Here is a 15,645-nt window from a genome sequence, read left to right on the forward strand (position 1 = left end):
GTACGACAGCAGCCCGGAGGACCAGCGTGAACTTGCTGCTTGCCGAGGTGGCCCAGGCCACTCAGCGGCTGGCCGCCGCCGGCGTGCCCTCACCGCGCTTCGACGCGGAGGAGCTCGCGGCCTTCGTGCACGGCGTCAAGCGGGGGGAACTGCACCACGTCAAGGACGCGGACTTCGACGCCCGCTACTGGGAGGCCGTCGCCCGCCGCGAGGCGCGCGAGCCGCTCCAGCACATCACCGGCCGTGCCTTCTTCCGGTACCTGGAGCTCCAGGTCGGGCCCGGGGTCTTCGTGCCCCGGCCCGAGACCGAGTCGGTCGTGGACTGGGCCATACAGGCCGTCCGGGCGATGGACGTCGTCGAGCCGCTGATCGTCGACCTGTGCACCGGCTCCGGCGCCATCGCGCTCGCCATGGCGCAGGAGGTGCCGCGCTCGCGCGTGCACGCGGTGGAGCTGTCCGAGGACGCCCTGCGGTGGACGCGCAAGAACGCCGAGGGCTCCCGGGTCACCGTCCACCAGGGCGACGCGCTCAGCGCGCTGCCCGAGCTCGACGGACAGGTCGACCTGGTCATCTCCAACCCGCCGTACATCCCGCTCACCGAGTGGGAGTACGTCGCCCCGGAGGCCCGGGACCACGATCCCGAGATGGCGCTGTTCTCCGGCGAGGACGGCCTCGACACCATCCGCGGCATCGAGCGCACCGCGCACCGGCTGCTGCGGCCCGGCGGCATCGTCGTCATCGAGCACGCCGACACCCAGGGCGGCCAGGTCCCGTGGATCTTCGCCGACGAGCGCGGCTGGGCCGACGCGGCCGACCACCCGGACCTGAACAACCGCCCGCGCTTCGCGACGGCCCGCAAGGCACTGCCGTGACCGGCGCGACGAATCCCGCCACCCCCCTGCTGCACGAGGAGGCCCGCTGATGGCCCGGCGATACGACTGCAACGACGCGACGGACCGCAAGACGGGCCTGCGCGAAGCCGCATCCGCCGTGCGCCGCGGCGAGCTCGTCGTGCTGCCCACCGACACCCTGTACGGGATCGGCGCGGACGCCTTCAGCGCCGAGGCCGTCGGTGACCTGCTCGCCGCCAAGGGGCGCGGCCGCAACATGCCCACCCCCGTCCTCATCGGCTCCCCGAACACCCTGCACGGCCTGGTCACGGACTTCTCCGAGCAGGCCTGGGAGCTCGTCGACGCCTTCTGGCCGGGCGCGCTGACGCTCGTCGCCAAGCACCAGCCGTCGCTGGCGTGGGACCTGGGGGAGACCCGCGGGACCGTGGCCGTACGGATGCCGCTGCACCCCGTCGCGATCGAGCTGCTGACCGAGGTCGGGCCGATGGCGGTGTCCTCGGCGAACCTGACCGGGCACCCGGCGCCGGAGGACTGCGACGCGGCCCGCGAGATGCTGGGGGACTCCGTCTCCGTGTACCTGGACGGTGGTCCGACTCCGGGGATGCAGCCGTCGTCGATCGTCGATGTCACCGGGAAGGTTCCCGTCCTGCTGCGGGAGGGGGCGCTGACCGCCGAGCAGCTGCGGGAGGTCGTACCCGACCTCGAGGTGGCCCCGTGAGCCCTGAGGGGCGTGGCATAGCGAGTGACACTTTCCGCATACTCCACGTCAGCACCGGCAACGTGTGCCGCTCGCCGATCACCGAGCGGCTGACGCGGCACGCCCTGTCGCACCGCCTGGGCGGGCTGGTCACGGGTGACCTCATCGTGGAGAGCGCCGGGACGTGGGGGCACGAAGGTGCCCCGATGGAGGCGAACGCGGCCGCCGTGCTGGCGGACTTCGGCGCGGACGCCTCCGGCTTCACGGGGCGGGAGCTGCTCGACGAGCACGTCATACGGGCGGACCTGGTCCTCACGGCCACGCGCGACCACCGCGCGCAGGTCATCTCGATGGGCCACTCGGCGGGGCTGCGCACCTTCACGCTGAAGGAGTTCACCCGGCTGGTCCGGGCGATAGACCCGGCGACGCTCCCGCCGCTGGACGACGGCATGGCCGAACGGGCGCGCGCGCTGGTCCGCGCCGCCGCCGCCCTGCGGGGCTGGCTGCTGGCGCCCTCGCCGGACGCGGACGAGGTGTACGACCCGTACGGCGCGCCGATCACCTTCTTCCGCTCGATCGGCGACGAGATCAACCAGGCCCTGGAGCCCGTGGTCACGGCCCTGACGGGCGTCACCGCGTCGCGGTAGGCCGCTGCGCGGAGCCTCGCCGCGTGCGCCGGGGTCCGTCGCGAGGCGCCGGGGCGGGGTGCGGCCTACAGTGGCTGGTACCCGGTACCCCACTGCGCGGGAGCACGCCATGAGCGTCATCACCCAGCCGACGGACCTCCTGCGGCAGCAGGATCCGCAGATGGCCGACGTCCTCGCGGGGGAGCGGCAGCGGCAGGCCGGGACGCTCCAGCTGATCGCCGCGGAGAACTTCACCTCGCCCGCCGTGCTCGCGGCGCTCGGCTCCACGCTCGCCAACAAGTACGCCGAGGGCTACCCCGGCGCCCGGCACCACGGCGGGTGCGAGTACGCCGATCTGGCCGAGCGGATCGCGGTCGAACGGGCCAGGGCGCTGTTCGGTGCCGAGCACGCCAACGTGCAGCCGCACTCCGGTTCCGCCGCCGTGCTGGCCGCGTACGCCGCCCTGCTGCGGCCCGGGGACACCGTCCTGGCCATGGGCCTGCCGTACGGCGGCCACCTCACCCACGGGTCGCCGGCGAACTTCTCCGGCCGCTGGTTCGACTTCGTCGGGTACGGGGTCGACGCGGAGACCGGGCTCATCGACTACCTCCAGGTCCAGGAACTGGCGCGCGCGCACCGGCCCAAGGCGATCGTCTGCGGGTCGATCTCCTACCCCCGCCATCCCGAGTACTCCGCGTTCCGGGAGATCGCCGACGAGGTCGGGGCGTACCTGATCGCCGACGCCGCCCACCCGATCGGGCTGGTCGCGGGCGGGGCCGCCCCCAGCCCCGTCCCGTACGCCGACATCGTCTGCGCGACCACCCACAAGGTGCTGCGCGGTCCGCGCGGCGGGATGGTGCTCTGCGGCGCCGAGTTCGCCGAGCGGGTCGACCGGGCGGTGTTCCCCTTCACGCAGGGCGGCGCCCAGATGCACACCATCGCCGCCAAGGCCGTGGCGTTCGGGGAGGCCGCCGGGCCCGCGTTCACCTCGTACGCGCACCGGGTGGTGGCCAACGCCCGGACCCTGGCCGACGCGCTGGCCGCCGGCGGCTTCGCCGTGACGACCGGCGGCACCGACACGCACCTGATCACCGCCGACCCCGCGCCCCTGGGCCTCGACGGCCCGACCGCCCGCGGCCGTCTCGCCGCCGCGGGGATCGTGCTGGACACCTGCGCCCTCCCGTACGGGGACCAGCGCGGGATCCGCCTCGGCACGGCCGCGGTGACCACCCAGGGGATGGGGGAGCCGGAGATGGGCCGGATCGCGGCCCTGTTTGCGCAGGCGCTGCGCGGGGAGGCCGCGAGAACCCGTGCGGAGGTCAACGAGCTGGCGCTGGAATTTCCCCCGTACGGGGAGCAATAGGGGCGAGAGGGGCGTACCGCAACCGGGATACCGCCACCTTGCGTCCTCGATACCGACTGCATCGCAGCTAGTGTGTGGGGCTGAGATGGCCGGCGATACATCTGGGGCAGCCCGTGCGTGAATATCTGCTGACGCTTTGCGTCACGGTCGCGGTGACCTACCTGCTCACCGGGCCCGTGCGGAAGTTCGCGATCGCGGCCGGCGCGATGCCGGAGATCCGCGCCCGCGACGTCCACCGCGAGCCCACGCCGAGGCTGGGCGGCATCGCGATGTTCGGCGGGCTGTGCGCGGGGCTCCTGGTCGCGGACCACCTGCAGAACCTCAACGGCGTCTTCGAGCTGTCGAACGAGCCGCGGGCCCTGCTCTCCGGTGCGGCCCTGATCTGGCTGGTCGGCGTGCTCGACGACAAGTTCGAGATCGACGCCCTGATCAAGCTCGGCGCACAGATGATCGCCGCCGGCGTGATGGTCATGCAGGGCCTGACCATCCTGTGGATCCCCGTCCCGTGGATCGGGACGGTCGCGCTCACCCAGTGGCAGGGCAACCTGCTGACGGTGGCCCTCGTCGTGATCACCATCAACGCGGTGAACTTCGTGGACGGCCTCGACGGCCTGGCCGCCGGCACGGTCTGCATCGCGGCCGGCGCCTTCTTCCTCTACGCCTACCGCATCTGGTTCGGCTACGGCATCGAGGCGGCCGCGCCCGCGACCCTTTTCGCCGCGATCCTCATGGGCATGTGCCTGGGCTTCCTGCCGCACAACATGCATCCCGCCCGCATCTTCATGGGCGACTCCGGCTCGATGCTGATCGGTCTCGTGCTGGCCGCCTCGGCGATCTCCATCACCGGTCAGGTGGACCCCGACACGATGGCGCTGTTCGCGGGCGGCGAGCGCAACGCGACGCACGCGATGCTCCCGGTCTTCATCCCGCTGCTGCTGCCCCTGACCATCATCGCCATCCCGATGGCCGACCTGATCCTGGCCATCGTCCGGCGCACCTGGAAGGGCCAGTCCCCGTTCGCGGCCGACCGCGGGCACCTGCACCACCGGCTGCTGGAGCTCGGCCACTCGCACAGCCGTGCGGTGCTGATCATGTACTTCTGGTCGGGGCTGATCGCCTTCGGCGCGGTGGCGTACTCGGTGCACTCCGCCTCGATGTGGATCGGGCTCGCGATCGCCGGGCTGAGCGCCCTCGGCCTGGTCCTGCTGCTCCTGCCGCGCTTCACCCCGCGGACCCCGCGGTGGGCGGAGGCACTGGTCCCGCCGCGCTACCGACACGCCGAGCGGGCCGCGGAGGCGGCCCTGCAGGAGGCCACGGCCGCGGAACCGGAGCCCGTACGGCCGGTCGCGGCGGGTGTCTCCGGCGTCAACGGGGCGACCGCCGTAGGCCCCCGTTCGCGCTTCCCCGACCGGCGTAAGGCCGAATCCTCGCGCTGACATCCAGGGTGCATGTCGGATATACACCCCCTTTAGCAGGCAAGCCCGTTAGCTGCCGTGCACACACGCGCAGGGTCACTCTCATGTGTGACAGTCAGCACACCCGGCAGGTAAAGCTCTCATCAAATAGTTTGTGATACCGTTCACTAAACCCGGCGACAGAGCCGAAGGACCGTAGTGCGACGGTCCATTGGCCCGAGGTTTCCACTCGAACCGGGCTTACGCTCGTCCCGTACGAGTCCCGTGCCCCCACCACCACGCGGAGCAAACCGCCATGCGGTCAGACGATGTCCGATCCCTCCTGCAAACCGCTGTGCCCACAGCCGCGGCCGGCGCTCTAGCCGCCGTCATCTGCGGCGTGGCCGTCGGCGGCAAGGGGGCTCTCGGTGCTGTCATCGCGACGCTGGTCGTGATCCTCTTCATGGGTGTCGGGGCCGTGGTCCTGCAGCGCACGGCGAAATCACTACCGCACCTGTTCCAGGCCATGGGGCTCATGCTCTACACGGCCCAGATCCTGTTGCTCTTCGTCTTTCTCGCCGCGTTCAAGAACACGACACTGTTCCACCCCCGGTCCTTCGCGATCACGCTCGTCGCCGCCACCCTCGTGTGGATCGGCGTCCAGACCCGTGTTCACATGAAGGCCAAGATCCTCTACGTCGAACCGGACTCGACCAAGGGCGAAAAGCCCGAAAATTCGGGGCCGAAGCCGTGAGGGGTAGGGGCGGAATAAATGGGCGTTCGAGATGCTGCTATCGTCCGGTTCCAACTGCGGCACTGCGGGCGCGGGCATCTGAGCTGACGCCTGTTCCATCGCGAGGCTCGATGCCTGACTGCCGCCCCACCATCCGTAACACCAGTCCAGTGCCGAACCGCGGCTGCGCGCCGCGCCGACACAACGAGGTTGCCGTACCTATGCGCCACGCTGAAGGAGCCCGCGGTGAGTGCTGCTGACATGACGCTCGCCTTCGATATCAACTGTCATTTCGAAGACGGCACTGGCTGCGGCTTCCCGGGCCCGACCCTGTACTCGTTCCTGTTCAAGCCGATCTTCGGCGACGCGGACAGCAACCTGTACTTCAACAAGACGATGCTGCTCGCCCTGCTGGGCTCGGTCATCATCGTCGGCTTCTTCTGGGCCGCGTTCCGGAAGCCGAAGGTCGTCCCGGGCAAGCTCCAGATGGTCGCCGAGGCGGGCTACGACTTCGTACGCCGCGGCATCGTCTACGAGACGCTCGGTAAGAAGGAAGGCGAGAAGTACGTCCCCTTCATGGTCGCGACGTTCTTCTTCGTCTGGATCATGAACCTGTGGTCGATCGTGCCGCTCGCCCAGTTCCCGGTGACCGCCGTCATCGCGTACCCGGCCGGCCTCGCCCTCGTCATCTACGTCATGTGGATGTCGGTGACCTTCAAGCGCCACGGTTTCGTCGGCGGCTTCAAGAACATCACGGGCTACGACAAGTCCCTCGGCGCGATCCTGCCGATGGTCATGGTGATCGAGTTCTTCTCGAACGTCATCGTCCGCCCCTTCACCCACGCGGTCCGACTGTTCGCGAACATGTTCGCCGGTCACACCCTGCTGCTGCTGTTCACCATCGCCAGCTGGTACCTGCTGAACGGGATCGGCATCGCCTACGCGGGCGTCTCGTTCGTCATGGTGATCGTGATGACCGCATTCGAACTCTTCATCCAGGCTGTCCAGGCGTACGTCTTCGTCCTCCTGGCCTGCAGCTTCCTGCAGGGCGCAATCGCCGAGCACCACTGAGCGACCACCGCTCCTGCAACACCCCCGAATCGTCCGGTGGCCAACCCCCACCGGTCCATGAAAGAGAAGGAAGAACTGGCATGTCCCAGACCCTTGCTGCCGTCGAAGGTTCCCTCAGCTCCGTCGGTTACGGTCTCGCGGCGATCGGCCCGGGCGTCGGCGTCGGCATCATCTTCGGTAACGGCACCCAGGCGATGGCCCGTCAGCCCGAGGCTGCCGGTCTGATCCGCGCCAACCAGATCCTCGGCTTCGCCTTCTGTGAGGCGCTCGCCCTCATCGGTCTGGTCATGCCGTTCGTCTACTAAGACGAACTCCACGACTAGTCCGTATCGACGAAAGGCACTGATGTGAACCTCCTGGTTCTCGCGGCCGAGGAGCCTGGTAACCCCCTCGTCCCGCCGATCCCCGAGCTCGTCATCGGTCTGATCGCCTTCGTCATCGTCTTCGGTCTCCTGGCGAAGAAGCTCCTCCCGAACATCAACAAGGTTCTGGACGAGCGTCGCGAGACGATCGAGGGCGGTATCGAAAAGGCAGAAGCCGCTCAGACCGAGGCCCAGAGCGTCCTGGAGCAGTACAAGGCCCAGCTCGCCGAGGCCCGGCACGAGGCCGCGCGCCTGCGCCAGGAAGCGCTGGAGCAGGGCACTGCGCTCAAGGAAGAACTGCGCGCAGAGGGCCAGCGGCAGCGTGAGGAGATCATCGCTGCCGGCCACGCCCAGATCGAGGCCGACCGCAAGGCCGCCTCTCAGGCGCTGCGTCAGGACGTTGGCAAGCTCGCCACCGACCTGGCCGGAAAGCTCGTCGGCGAGTCCCTCGAGGACGCCGCCCGGCAGAGCCGCACGATCGACCGTTTCCTCAGCGAGCTTGAGGAGAAGGCCGAGGCCGCCCGATGAACGGAGCGAGCCGCGAGGCGCTGGCCTCCGCGCGCGAGCGTCTCGACGCGCTGACGGACAACACGTCCGTCGACGCGGCGAAGCTCGCCGGTGAGCTGGCTGCCGTCACCGCGCTGCTCGACCGTGAGGTCTCGCTGCGTCGGGTCATCACGGACCCGGCGCAGTCCGGCGAGGCCAAGGCCGAGCTGGCCGGGCGCCTGCTGGCGGGCCAGGTGGGCGGGGAGACCCTCGACCTGGTGTCCGGCATGGTCCGGTCCCGCTGGTCGCAGTCCCGTGACCTGGTGGACTCGCTGGAGCAGCTGGCGTCCACCGCCGACCTCACGGCGGCCCAGCAGAACGGCGCCCTCGACGACGTCGAGGACGAGCTGTTCCGCTTCGGCCGGATCGTGTCGTCGAACACCGAGCTGCGCGCCGCGCTGACCGACCGGTCGGCCTCCGCCTCCGCCAAGAGCCAGCTGCTGCGCAGCCTGCTCGGCGGCAAGGCGAACGCCGTCACCGAGCGTCTGGTCACGCGTCTCGTCACGCACCCGCGTGGACGTAGCCTGGAAGCGGGACTCGAGTCCCTCTCCGTGATCGCCGCGGAGCGCCGCAACCGCATGGTCGCCACCGTGACCAGCGCGGTTCCGCTCAGCGACGTTCAGAAGCAGCGTCTCGGCGCGGTGCTGGCCAAGCTGTACGGCCGCCAGATGCACCTGAACCTCGACGTGGACCCCACGGTCCTCGGCGGGATCGTGGTGCGGGTCGGCGACGAGGTCATCGACGGCACCATCGCGGACCGCCTCGCCGAGGCGTCCCGCCGCATGGCCGGCTGACCAGCCACCAATAGAACAACGCATTCCTAGCGGCCCGGTTGGGCCGTGCAGAACTTGCAGAAGATTCCTGGGGGTCAACCCCAGACCCCTAAGAAGCTTCAGGCCCAACAAGGAGAGCAGGGAACCCAGATGGCGGAGCTCACGATCCGGCCGGAGGAGATCCGGGACGCACTGGAGAACTTTGTCCAGTCGTACCAGCCGGACGCGGCCTCGCGCGAGGAGGTCGGAACGGTCAGCGTTGCCGGCGACGGCATCGCGAAGGTGGAGGGCCTGCCCTCCGCCATGGCGAACGAGCTGCTGAAGTTCGAGGACGGCACCCTCGGTCTCGCCCTCAACCTCGACGAGCGCGAGATCGGTGCGGTCGTCCTCGGCGAGTTCAGCGGTATCGAGGAGGGCCAGCCGGTGCAGCGCACCGGTGAGGTTCTCTCCGTAGGCGTCGGCGAGGGCTACCTCGGCCGCGTCGTCGACCCGCTCGGCAACCCGATCGACGGTCTCGGCGAGATCGCGACCGAAGGCCGCCGCGCCCTCGAGCTGCAGGCCCCGGGCGTCATGGTCCGTAAGTCGGTGCACGAGCCGATGCAGACCGGCTACAAGGCGATCGACGCGATGGTGCCGGTCGGCCGTGGCCAGCGTCAGCTGATCATCGGTGACCGTCAGACCGGCAAGACCGCTCTGGCCGTCGACACGATCATCAACCAGCGTGACAACTGGCGCTCCGGCGACGTGAACAAGCAGGTTCGCTGCATCTACGTCGCCATCGGCCAGAAGGGCTCGACCATCGCGTCCGTTCGCGGCGCCCTGGAAGACGCCGGCGCGCTCGAGTACACGACGATCGTCGCCGCCCCGGCGTCCGACCCGGCCGGCTTCAAGTACCTGGCGCCGTACACCGGTTCCGCCATCGGCCAGCACTGGATGTACGCCGGCAAGCACGTCCTGATCATCTTCGACGACCTGTCGAAGCAGGCCGACGCCTACCGCGCCGTGTCGCTGCTGCTGCGCCGCCCGCCGGGCCGTGAGGCCTACCCGGGTGACGTCTTCTACCTGCACTCCCGTCTGCTGGAGCGCTGCGCGAAGCTCTCCGACGACATGGGTGCCGGTTCGATGACCGGTCTGCCGATCGTCGAGACCAAGGCGAACGACGTGTCGGCGTTCATCCCGACCAACGTCATCTCCATCACCGACGGCCAGTGCTTCCTGGAGTCCGACCTGTTCAACGCGGGCCAGCGCCCGGCGCTGAACGTCGGTATCTCGGTCTCCCGCGTCGGTGGCTCCGCCCAGCACAAGGCCATGAAGCAGGTTTCCGGCCGTCTGCGCCTGGACCTCGCCCAGTACCGTGAGCTGGAGGCGTTCGCCGCCTTCGGTTCCGACCTGGACGCCGCGTCGAAGGCCTCGCTGGAGCGCGGCAAGCGCCTGGTCGAGCTGCTGAAGCAGGGCCAGTACCAGCCGATGCCCGTCGAGGAGCAGGTCGTCTCCGTCTGGGCCGGCACCACCGGCAAGATGGACGACGTCCCGGTCAACGACATCCGTCGCTTCGAGTCGGAGCTGCTGGAGCACCTGCGCCGCGAGCGCAAGGACCTCCTCACCTCCATCGCCGACGGCGGCAAGATGTCGGACGACACCCTGGGCTCGATCGCCGACGCGATTGCCGCCTTCAAGCGGCAGTTCGAGACCTCGGACGGCAAGCTTCTGGGCGAGGACGTGCCGGCCGTCAACGTCTCCAAGTGACGACGGAAGGGACCTGACTCATGGGAGCGCAGCTCCGGGTCTACAAGCGTCGCATCCGTGCCATCACGGCGACCAAGAAGATCACCAAGGCGATGGAGATGATCGCCGCCTCGCGCATCGTCAAGGCGCAGCGCAAGGTGGCGGCATCGATGCCGTACGCGACCGAGCTCACCCGTGCGGTGACCGCGGTGGCGACGGGCTCGAACACCAAGCACGCCCTGACCACCGAGGTCGAGGCGCCGACCCGGGCCGCGATCGTGCTCATCACGAGCGACCGCGGTCTGGCCGGCGGCTACTCCTCGAACGCCATCAAGCAGGCGGAGCGGCTCACCGAGCGGCTCCGCGGCGAGGGCAAGGAGGTCGACACGTACATCGTCGGCCGTAAGGGTGTCGCCTACTACGGCTTCCGCGAGCGCAAGGTCGCGGATTCGTGGACCGGCTTCACCGACAGCCCGGCCTACGCCGATGCCAAGCGCGTCGCGGGACCGCTGATCGAGGCCATCCAGACGGAAACGGCCGAGGGCGGCGTCGACGAGCTGCACATCGTCTACACGGAATTCGTGTCGATGATGACGCAGAACGCGGTGGACGGCCGGATGCTGCCGCTCAGCCTCGACCAGGCTGCGGAGGAGAGCGGTACGAAGGGCGAGATCCTTCCGCTGTTCGACTTCGAGCCGTCGGCGGAGGACGTCCTCGACGCCCTGCTGCCGCGCTACGTCGAGAGCCGCATCTACAACGCACTGCTGCAGGCCGCTGCTTCCGAGCACGCCGCCCGCCGCCGCGCGATGAAGTCGGCGACCGACAACGCCGGGGATCTCATCAAGAGCCTCTCCCGGCTTGCCAACGCGGCCCGCCAGGCCGAAATCACCCAGGAAATCAGCGAGATCGTCGGTGGCGCCAGCGCCATGGCAGACGCGACCGCGGGGAGTGACAAGTAATGACGACCACTGTTGAGACGGCCGCCGCCACGGGCCGCGTCGCCCGGGTCATCGGCCCGGTCGTCGACGTGGAGTTCCCCGTCGACGCCATGCCCGACATCTACAACGCCCTGAAGGTCCAGGTCACCGACCCGGCCGAGGACGGCGCGCTGAAGACGCTGACCCTTGAGGTCGCCCAGCACCTGGGTGACGGCCTGGTCCGCACCATCTCCATGCAGCCCACCGACGGTCTGGTCCGCCAGGCCCCGGTGACCGACACGGGCGAGGGCATCACCGTCCCCGTCGGTGACTTCACCAAGGGCAAGGTGTTCAACACCCTCGGTGAGGTGCTGAACTACCCGGAGGAGAACGCCAACGTCACCGAGCGCTGGCCGATCCACCGCAAGGCGCCTCGCTTCGACGAGCTCGAGTCGAAGACCGAGATGTTCGAGACCGGCGTCAAGGTCATCGACCTTCTCACCCCGTACGTCAAGGGTGGAAAGATCGGTCTGTTCGGTGGTGCCGGTGTCGGCAAGACCGTTCTGATCCAGGAAATGATCTACCGCGTCGCCAACAACCACGACGGTGTGTCGGTCTTCGCGGGCGTCGGTGAGCGTACCCGTGAGGGCAACGACCTCATCGAGGAAATGGCCGACTCGGGCGTCATCGACAAGACGGCGCTTGTCTTCGGCCAGATGGACGAGCCCCCGGGCACCCGTCTTCGCGTCGCGCTCGCCGGTCTGACCATGGCGGAGTACTTCCGCGATGTGCAGAAGCAGGACGTGCTCTTCTTCATCGACAACATCTTCCGTTACACCCAGGCCGGTTCCGAGGTCTCCACGCTGCTCGGCCGCATGCCGTCCGCAGTGGGTTACCAGCCGAACCTGGCTGACGAGATGGGTCTGCTGCAGGAGCGCATCACCTCGACCCGCGGTCACTCGATCACCTCGATGCAGGCGATCTACGTCCCCGCGGACGACCTGACCGACCCGGCGCCGGCCACCACCTTCGCCCACCTCGACGCGACGACGGTTCTTTCCCGTCCGATCTCCGAGAAGGGCATCTACCCGGCCGTGGACCCGCTGGACTCGACGTCCCGTATCCTCGACCCGCGGTACATCGCGGCGGACCACTACGCCACCGCGATGCGCGTCAAGGGGATCCTGCAGAAGTACAAGGACCTCCAGGACATCATCGCGATCCTCGGTATCGACGAGCTGGGCGAGGAGGACAAGCTCGTTGTCCACCGTGCCCGTCGTGTCGAGCGCTTCCTGTCGCAGAACACCCACGTCGCCAAGCAGTTCACCGGCGTGGACGGTTCGGACGTTCCGCTCGACGAGTCGATCACCGCGTTCAACGCGATCTGCGACGGTGACTACGACCACTTCCCCGAGCAGGCGTTCTTCCTGTGCGGTGGCATCGAGGACCTGAAGGCCAACGCCAAGGAGCTGGGCGTCTCCTGATCCGGCGCGCTCCTCGGAGCGCATCGGTTCGCAGGCCCGCCGGCTCGCCGGCTGGTGTCTCGTAGGAGAGGGGCGGGTGTGTCCCGTCCCTCTCCCCACGCCCATTAGAATTTGACCCAACACCCGGCTGAACCGCCGGGTGGTGACCCGAGGAGCCACCTTGGCTGCTGAGCTGCACGTCGAGCTGGTCGCGGCGGACCGCAATGTCTGGTCCGGCGAGGCCACCCTTGTTGTCGCCCGCACCACGTCCGGCGACATCGGCGTCATGCCCGGTCACCAGCCGCTTCTCGGTGTGCTGGAATCGGGCCCGGTGACCATCCGTACCAGCGAGGGCGGCACTGTCGTCGCCGCGGTGCACGGCGGATTCATCTCGTTCGCGGACAACAAGCTGTCCCTGCTGGCCGAGATCGCCGAGCTCGCGGACGAGATTGACGTCCAGCGGGCGGAGCGGGCACTGGAGCGCGCGAAGTCGGAGGCCGATGCGGCCGCCGAGCGTCGCGCCGATGTCCGGCTGCGCGCGGTCACGGGGCACTGAGCCCCGTACCGAATAGGTTTGATACCTCAGCCGCGGTCCGTTCCGGAATTTTCCGGAGCGGGTCGCGGCTGAGGCGATGCAGGTCCGTTTTTCGCATTCGATGAGCGAGGAGGTCGGTGAAGATGCTCCTCGCTCTGCTTGTGAGCGGCCTGGTCGTAGCCCTGGTGGTGATCGGGCTCTTTGTCTTCGGGCTGCGCCGCAGGCTGATCCAGCGTTCCGGCGGGACCTTCGACTGCAGTCTGCGCTGGGGTGTGGCCGAGGAGCCCGACATCTCCGGCAAGGGCTGGGTCTACGGAGTCGCGCGCTACGGCGGCGACCGGATCGAGTGGTTCCGGGTGTTCTCGTACTCGCCGCGGCCGCGCCGGGTGCTGGAGCGCTCCGCCATCGAGGTGCTCGCCCGCCGGGCCCCCGAGGGCGAGGAGGAGCTCGCGCTGCTGTCCGACGCCGTCGTGCTCGGCTGTTCCCACCGGGGGACCCGCCTGGAGCTGGCGATGAGCGAGGACGCGCTGACCGGATTCCTGGCCTGGCTGGAGGCGGCGCCTCCCGGCCAGAGGGTGAACGTGGCGTAGTCGCACGGGCCGAACGGACGTGAAGAAGCCGGGGAGACGGGGGCGGACCCGTCTCCCCGGCTTCGGTCTTTACTGGAGCCCGGTGTGGATCGCGTTCGCCAGCTCACCGTTGGTGGTGTCGCCGCTGAACTCCCAGAAGAAGGCGCCCTTCAGGCCCTGCTGCTTGGCCCAGGTCATCTTCCCGGCGATCGTGGCGGGGGTGTCGTAGCTCCACCAGTTGCTGCCGCACTTGGCGTAGGCCGTGCCGGCGACGGTGCCGGTGGAGGGGCAGGTGTTCTTGAGCACCTTGTAGTCCTCGATGCCCTGCTCGTACGTGCCGGCCGCCGGTCCGGTGGCGGTGCCGCCGGGGGTCGCCTGGGTGACGCCCGTCCAGCCGCGGCCGTAGAAGCCGATGCCGAGGTTGAGCTTGGAGCCGGGGATGCCCTTGCCCTTGAGCTTGGTGATGGCGGCCTCGGAGTTGAAGCCGGCGATCGGGATGCCGGTGTACGAGGTGAGCGGGGAGTGCGGGGCGGTCGGGCCCTTGGCGTCCCACGCGCCGAAGAAGTCGTACGTCATGACGTTGTAGAAGTCGACGGACTGCGCGGCGCCCGCGTAGTCGGCGAGGTCGAGCTTGCCGCCGTTGGAGCCGTCGGCGGAGATCGCGGCGGTGACGAGGTTGGAGCCGCCGAACTTGGTGCGCAGGGCGGACATCAGGTTCTTGAAGGAGGCGGCGCCGCTGGTGTCGCAGGACAGGCCGCAGGCGTTGGGGTACTCCCAGTCGATGTCGATGCCGTCGAACACGTCGGCCCAGCGCGGGTCCTCGACCAGGCCGTAGCAGGAGTCGGCGAAGGCGGCCGGGTTCGCCGCGGCCTGGCCGAAGCCGCCGGACCAGGTCCAGCCGCCGAAGGACCACAGGATCTTGATGTGCGGGTACTTCGCCTTCAGCTTGCGCAGCTGGTTGAAGTTGCCGCGCAGCGGCTGGTCCCAGTTGTCCGCGACGCCGTCGACGCTCTGGTCGGCGGTGTAGGCCTTGTCGTAGTCGGCGTACGCGTCACCGATGGTGCACTTGCCGCCGGTGACGTTGCCGAAGGCGTAGTTGATGTGGGTGATCTTCGCGGCGGAGCCGGAGGTGACCAGGTTCTTCACGTGGTAATTGCGGCCGTAGACGCCCCACTCGGTGAAGTAGCCGAGCTTGATCTTGTCGCCCGGGTCCGGGGGCGTGGTGCCGCCGGGGGTGGTCACCGACAGGGTGGCGGCTGGACCGGTCTGGTCGATGGTGTCGCGGGCGGTGACCGAGTAGGCGTACGTCGTGCCCTTGGTCAGGCCGGAGTCGCCGTAGCTGGTGCCGGTGACGGTCGCGATCTTGGCGCCGCCGCGGTAGACGTCGTAGTTCTTGATGCCCTTGTCATCGGTGGCCGCCGACCAGGAAAGGGTCAGGCCGGTCTCGCCGACGTTGCTCGCGGCGAGGTTGCCGGGGGCGGAGGGCGGGTTGTCGCCGGGCTGGGTGGTGCCGTCGCAGGCGCCGCCGTTGACCTTGCAGCCGCTGGGGGCGCCCGGGCCGGCGCCGTTGAAGCCGAAGCTGATGCTGGCCCCGGGGGAGAGGGTGCCGTTCCAGCCGACGTTCTTGCCCGTCCAGTGGGTGCCCGAGCTGGTGACGGTGGCGTCCCAGGCCGAGGTGACCGAGGTGCCGGCCGGGTAGTCCCACTCCACGGTCCAGCTGGTGAGGGTGGTGGTGCCGGTGTTCTTCACCGTCCACTTGCCCTCGAAGCCAGTGCCCCAGTCGGACACCTTGGTGTAGGTCGCGGTCGCCGAAGCGGCGGCCTCGGCGGGTCCGGCGAGGGCCACCAGCCCGGCGATGGGCAGGGACAGACAGGCCACGGCCGCGGCCACTCTTCGGAACAGTCGTACGCGTCGTGGGGGTGCTGTGCTCAAGGGTGCTCCTCCGTAGGTCCGTCGCGGCCGTGGGGCCGACTGCGACATGGGGGTGGGACCTGCGCCGCCCGTGAGCACGCTTTTGTCA

General features: G+C 69.1%; 16 protein-coding genes. 15 read left to right on the forward strand and 1 reads right to left on the reverse strand.

Annotated elements, in window-relative coordinates; genetic code table 11:
- Positions 1-26 precede the first annotated feature (26 nt).
- The 15 genes from prmC to AB0M99_RS20515 all read left to right on the forward strand — a co-directional run bounded on the left by prmC (position 27) and on the right by AB0M99_RS20515 (position 13,646).
- The gene (gene prmC, locus AB0M99_RS20445) at positions 27-872 is read left to right on the forward strand and encodes a peptide chain release factor N(5)-glutamine methyltransferase (protein WP_249767811.1); all 846 of its coding nucleotides are present in this window, start codon (positions 27-29) and stop codon (positions 870-872) included.
- A gap of 49 nt (positions 873-921) precedes the next feature.
- Positions 922-1,569 (forward strand): L-threonylcarbamoyladenylate synthase, encoded by a 648-nt coding sequence (locus tag AB0M99_RS20450; RefSeq protein ID WP_356649338.1) that lies wholly within the window; start codon positions 922-924, stop codon positions 1,567-1,569.
- Positions 1,566-2,195 (forward strand): protein-tyrosine-phosphatase, encoded by a 630-nt coding sequence (locus AB0M99_RS20455; RefSeq protein ID WP_365922311.1) that lies wholly within the window; start codon positions 1,566-1,568, stop codon positions 2,193-2,195. Before AB0M99_RS20450 ends, AB0M99_RS20455 begins: the two co-directional genes overlap by 4 nt.
- A 109-nt stretch (positions 2,196-2,304) precedes the next feature.
- The gene (gene glyA, locus AB0M99_RS20460) at positions 2,305-3,537 is read left to right on the forward strand and encodes a serine hydroxymethyltransferase (protein WP_365922313.1); all 1,233 of its coding nucleotides are present in this window, start codon (positions 2,305-2,307) and stop codon (positions 3,535-3,537) included.
- 101 nt (positions 3,538-3,638) lie between these two features.
- Complete coding sequence (locus AB0M99_RS20465) at positions 3,639-4,973, forward strand: MraY family glycosyltransferase (protein ID WP_365922469.1); 1,335 nt, start codon at positions 3,639-3,641, stop codon at positions 4,971-4,973.
- A gap of 274 nt (positions 4,974-5,247) precedes the next feature.
- Positions 5,248-5,685, forward strand: coding sequence for a hypothetical protein (locus AB0M99_RS20470; protein WP_365922315.1), 438 nt, complete (start codon positions 5,248-5,250; stop codon positions 5,683-5,685).
- A gap of 240 nt (positions 5,686-5,925) precedes the next feature.
- Positions 5,926-6,735 (forward strand): F0F1 ATP synthase subunit A, encoded by an 810-nt coding sequence (gene atpB, locus AB0M99_RS20475; protein WP_365922471.1) that lies wholly within the window; start codon positions 5,926-5,928, stop codon positions 6,733-6,735.
- 80 nt (positions 6,736-6,815) lie between these two features.
- Positions 6,816-7,040, forward strand: coding sequence for an ATP synthase F0 subunit C (gene atpE, locus AB0M99_RS20480; protein WP_175461222.1), 225 nt, complete (start codon positions 6,816-6,818; stop codon positions 7,038-7,040).
- A gap of 42 nt (positions 7,041-7,082) precedes the next feature.
- Positions 7,083-7,625, forward strand: coding sequence for a F0F1 ATP synthase subunit B (locus AB0M99_RS20485; protein ID WP_365922317.1), 543 nt, complete (start codon positions 7,083-7,085; stop codon positions 7,623-7,625).
- The gene (locus AB0M99_RS20490; RefSeq protein WP_365922319.1) at positions 7,622-8,437 is read left to right on the forward strand and encodes a F0F1 ATP synthase subunit delta; all 816 of its coding nucleotides are present in this window, start codon (positions 7,622-7,624) and stop codon (positions 8,435-8,437) included. The genes AB0M99_RS20485 and AB0M99_RS20490 overlap by 4 nt, the downstream gene beginning before the upstream one ends.
- Before the next feature lie 129 nt (positions 8,438-8,566).
- On the forward strand, positions 8,567-10,162 hold the full coding sequence (atpA, locus tag AB0M99_RS20495) for a F0F1 ATP synthase subunit alpha (RefSeq protein ID WP_365922321.1): 1,596 nt from the start codon (positions 8,567-8,569) through the stop codon (positions 10,160-10,162).
- A gap of 20 nt (positions 10,163-10,182) precedes the next feature.
- Positions 10,183-11,100: a F0F1 ATP synthase subunit gamma gene (locus tag AB0M99_RS20500; protein ID WP_365922323.1), complete on the forward strand. Its 918-nt coding sequence runs from the start codon at positions 10,183-10,185 to the stop codon at positions 11,098-11,100.
- Entirely contained in the window at positions 11,100-12,542 is a 1,443-nt protein-coding gene (gene atpD, locus AB0M99_RS20505) for a F0F1 ATP synthase subunit beta (RefSeq protein WP_365922325.1), read from the forward strand. The genes AB0M99_RS20500 and atpD overlap by 1 nt, the downstream gene beginning before the upstream one ends.
- A gap of 160 nt (positions 12,543-12,702) precedes the next feature.
- Positions 12,703-13,077 carry a F0F1 ATP synthase subunit epsilon gene (locus tag AB0M99_RS20510; protein ID WP_280916174.1) on the forward strand — a complete coding sequence of 125 codons (375 nt, stop codon included), beginning with the start codon at positions 12,703-12,705 and terminating at the stop codon, positions 13,075-13,077.
- Positions 13,078-13,199: 122 nt separating this feature from the next.
- Complete coding sequence (locus AB0M99_RS20515) at positions 13,200-13,646, forward strand: DUF2550 domain-containing protein (protein WP_365922327.1); 447 nt, start codon at positions 13,200-13,202, stop codon at positions 13,644-13,646.
- A 69-nt stretch (positions 13,647-13,715) separates the two neighbouring features.
- Here the strand turns inward: AB0M99_RS20515 and AB0M99_RS20520 are convergent, their stop codons facing one another.
- Positions 13,716-15,605, reverse strand: a complete 1,890-nt coding sequence (locus tag AB0M99_RS20520; protein WP_365922329.1) for a glycoside hydrolase family 18 chitinase — start codon at positions 15,603-15,605, stop codon at positions 13,716-13,718.
- Positions 15,606-15,645 lie beyond the last annotated feature (40 nt).

The sequence above is a fragment of the Streptomyces sp. NPDC051183 genome (assembly GCF_040682455.1).
Classification (GTDB): domain Bacteria; phylum Actinomycetota; class Actinomycetes; order Streptomycetales; family Streptomycetaceae; genus Streptomyces.